Raw genomic sequence first — 3,584 nt, 5'->3', positions numbered from 1 at the left:
ACCCCTACACGGTCTCCCCAGGCTTCAAGCTGGTCAATTGCACCCGCACGGAATGTGTCTCCTGCTGCTAACGTGACCTTTTTGCCTTCAGCCTTTAAACGGTGAGCAAGCTTTCCGATTGTCGTCGTTTTTCCTACACCATTTACACCAACAAAGAGATAAATGGTCAAACCATCTGGATTTTCATTCAATCCTTCTACATCCCCTGCTTGATCATCACCATAGTAGATTTCAACAAGCTTTTCAGAAATGACTTCTTTTACTTGCCTCGTATCTTTGATATTTCTCCGTTTAACTTCCATCTCTAGTTCATCAATCATTTCCATGACTGTGTTAACACCCACGTCCGCTGATATCAGTACCTCCTCAAGTTCTTCGAAAAAGTCTTCATCAACGGTACGGTAGCGTGCTACCAGATCATTGATCTTACTAGAAAAAGAATTCCTGGTCTTGGCTAAGCCTCGCTTAAATTTAGATGCGATGGAATCGACTTCTTCCTCCTCTTCCTCTGGAGGTTCTTCTGTCTCCTCTGCGAAAGACTCTTCTTGTTCGGGTTCTTCGTAGAGATCTTCGTCTTGATCTTGCGGTGGAAATTCAGTTTCACCCTCTAAAAATGTCTCATCAAAAGAAGATTCTTCCTGGACTTCCTGCTCGTCCGGGGCTTGTTCCTCTGAGGACTCTTCCTCATCCATCAGTTCCTTTTCTTCTTTGTTCTCTTCATTACCTTCAATGTCTTTGACAAATTTCTCTTTCAATTTCTTAAAAAAGCTCATCTACTCTTCCTTTCTACGCTTCAAGTAATTCAGGAGTTTCTTCCAATCGGACAGAAACGAGTTTCGATACTCCAGATTCTTGCATGGTTACTCCATAAAGAACGTCCGACTCTTCCATCGTGCCTTTACGGTGTGTAATGACAATAAATTGTGTTTTGGCACTAAATTCTTTTAGGAAGCGGGCAAACCGGTCCACGTTTGCTTCATCCAGCGCTGCTTCCACTTCATCAAGCACACAGAAAGGTACAGGTCTTACTCTTAAGATAGAAAACAGCAGAGCAATTGCTGTGAGTGCTCGTTCTCCACCTGATAGCAGACTTAAGTTTTGCAGTTTTTTCCCGGGGGGCTGTGCAACGATATCAACCCCTGTTTCCAACATATTTCCTGGATCAGTCAATTGAAGGTCTGCTCGTCCTCCACCAAAAAGATCTCGGAAAACTTCGCCGAATTCGTCACGAATCTTTGTGAATGTATCTGTGAAACGCCGGTCCATTTCCCCATCCATTTCATTAATGACTGTATGCAGCGTTTGTTTAGCTTCTAGAAGGTCATCCTGCTGCCCCTTCAAGAAGTCATACCTTTCAACAATCCGGTCATATTCATCAATGGCACCAAGGTTCACCGTCCCCAGCTCCTCAATGGAGCGCTTAATCAATTTCACCTGGGTAGATGCCCTGTCTATGTCTTCTACAGGAGAGAATTCACTTTTGGCGCGTTCAAATGTAGTGACATATTCCTCCTGGAGATAGTTCAACATATTTTCCAGCTCAACGTCGAGGCGGTTCGCTTTGACCTCTTTCTGTTGAATGTCCTGAATGAAGTTTTGATAGTGTCTTTTCTGTTCTTTTAAAATACGTTCTGCTTCCTGAATTTCCTGCCCATATTGGTTCCGTTCTTTTCTTCTGTCTTGAATGAGAGCAGAGGTTGTCTCTTTCCTCTGTTTTGTCTCATCTATCGCATCTGCGAGTTGTTCTTCCGTCTGATTTGAATCTACTACTTCGATTAACTGTTGATAGGCTCTTCGGTTTTCTTCTAAGTTTTTATTAACTTCAGCCAATTCTTCTTTGTACCGGTCTGCTTTTTCCTGCTGATTTTTGACAGCAGAATCCTGTTCAGCCAGCTGAATTTGTAATTCCTGCTTACGGTTTTGCAACTTCTCCGCATCCACTTTTTGGCGATCCTTAGCCTCTGTCAATTCCGAAATTTGTGTCTGAATGGATTCCAATTCGCTGGATAGACGGGAAAGGTCAACATCCAGCTGTTGCAATTGTTGTCCAGCCTGATTTCGATCTTGATCATATTGGGCTTGGTCTTGGTCAAACAGCTGCAGCTGATCATTCAAATGATTCATTTTCAATTGAAACTCTCGGATATCCGATTGTTTTTCATATTCTTGATTCTTCAACAAAGTTAGTTCCTGATCCAGCTTTTGTTCAGATTGCTGATGTTCAGAAATCTTTAATTTAAGGTCGTGAACTTTTTTCTCAACATCTTTTGTTTTCTTATCAAACTCTTCAATTTTACTACCTAACTCCTGCAGTTCTTTTTCTCTGGTGAAAAGAGACTGATTCGATTTCTTCTGTCCTCCGCCAGACATCGACCCTCCAGGGTTCACAACATCACCGTCTAAAGTCACAATACGATACTTACGGTTTAAAAATCGGGCGATTGCATTCGCATCTTCCAACGTTTCAGCTATCACTATATGCCCTAACAAGTGTTGAATCGCCTTTTGATAAGCTTGGTCAAATTGAACTAAATCAACCGCTACACCCACAAAACCTTTTTGCTCTGGTAACGTTGAAGCTGCCTGACCAAAAATTGACCGTGGCTGGATGGCGGTTAGTGGTAAGAAAGTAGCTCGCCCTTTATGATTTGTTTTCAACCAATGAATGGCTTGCCGGCCCGTTTTCTCATCCTGCACGACGATATGTTGAGCCTGAGCACCTAACGCCGTCTCGATAGCTGTAATTAAATTCGAAGGAATATCGATCAACTCAAGTACAGCTCCTTCAATCCCTTGAATTTGCCCACGTTGTCTCGCCTTCAGAACTTCACGAACTCCCTGAAAATAACCAGAAAAATCTTCTTTCATGTCTTCGAGCATTTCTTTCTTAGATCGCATTTTTTCTAAGTACTGGTATCCTTTGTATAGCTTTTCCTGCCATTCTTGGTATGCTTCTTGATTGTTCTTTAAATTTCTTTGAAGTTCTTTTAGTTCTTCTTCTTTTTGAATTTTCTCCGATGAAAGAGAATGCAACTCTTCTTTCATTTTGGCAAGAGTTTGTTCGAGGTGTTGGCGCTCCTGCCTTAGATCTTTGAATTTATCTTCCTGATTGTCCTTTTTGTAACTAATTTGGGACAATTGCTTATCGAGTAACTGCTTCTCATTTCTTTTTGCTGCTTGTTCATTTAACAGGTCGATATAATCACTTTTCAAATCCTCGATTTGATCTTCTATCATTTGGATATCTTTACTCAGGGCCTCATTGGTCTGATTTAACTCTTGTCTCGTATGTTTTCTTTGTTGTTTCGTGTCAGTGAGTTTATCAGATTCCTCTTTGGCAACCCTTTTAAGTTGCTCCATCTTGTCAGTTAATTCCTGATAATCTTGTTCGATTTTAAATTTGTTTTCTTCATAGTGCTTATGACGCTCTTTCATAAGCTCTTTTTTACCTTCTAAATTCTCTAATTCTCTTGTTAAGACCAACAATGTCTCCTGCAGATCTTCAATCGATTCATCAAGCGCCTGCATATCATCGCGCTGTTTTTCTACAGAGGACTCTTTTGTTTCTATTTTTGTATGAAGTT

Annotated in this window: 2 protein-coding genes; both read right to left on the bottom strand. The window is 41.2% G+C overall.

From position 1 onward, the window contains the following. Nucleotides 1–773, bottom strand: a 773-nt coding sequence (locus LD39_RS09465; RefSeq protein WP_035545552.1) for a signal recognition particle receptor subunit alpha, incomplete at its 3' end; no start/stop codon positions are given. A gap of 13 nt (nucleotides 774–786) precedes the next feature. Continuing rightward, nucleotides 787–3,584 (bottom strand): chromosome segregation protein SMC (gene smc, locus LD39_RS09460; protein WP_035545551.1); only part of this gene is annotated, 2,798 nt, incomplete at its 5' end.

The sequence above is a fragment of the Halobacillus sp. BBL2006 genome (assembly GCF_000786645.1).
In the GTDB taxonomy this organism is placed as follows: domain Bacteria; phylum Bacillota; class Bacilli; order Bacillales; family Halobacillaceae; genus Halobacillus.
Note: the sequence above shows the minus strand (reverse complement) of the source record. Positions and strands in the feature narration are given on the sequence as shown.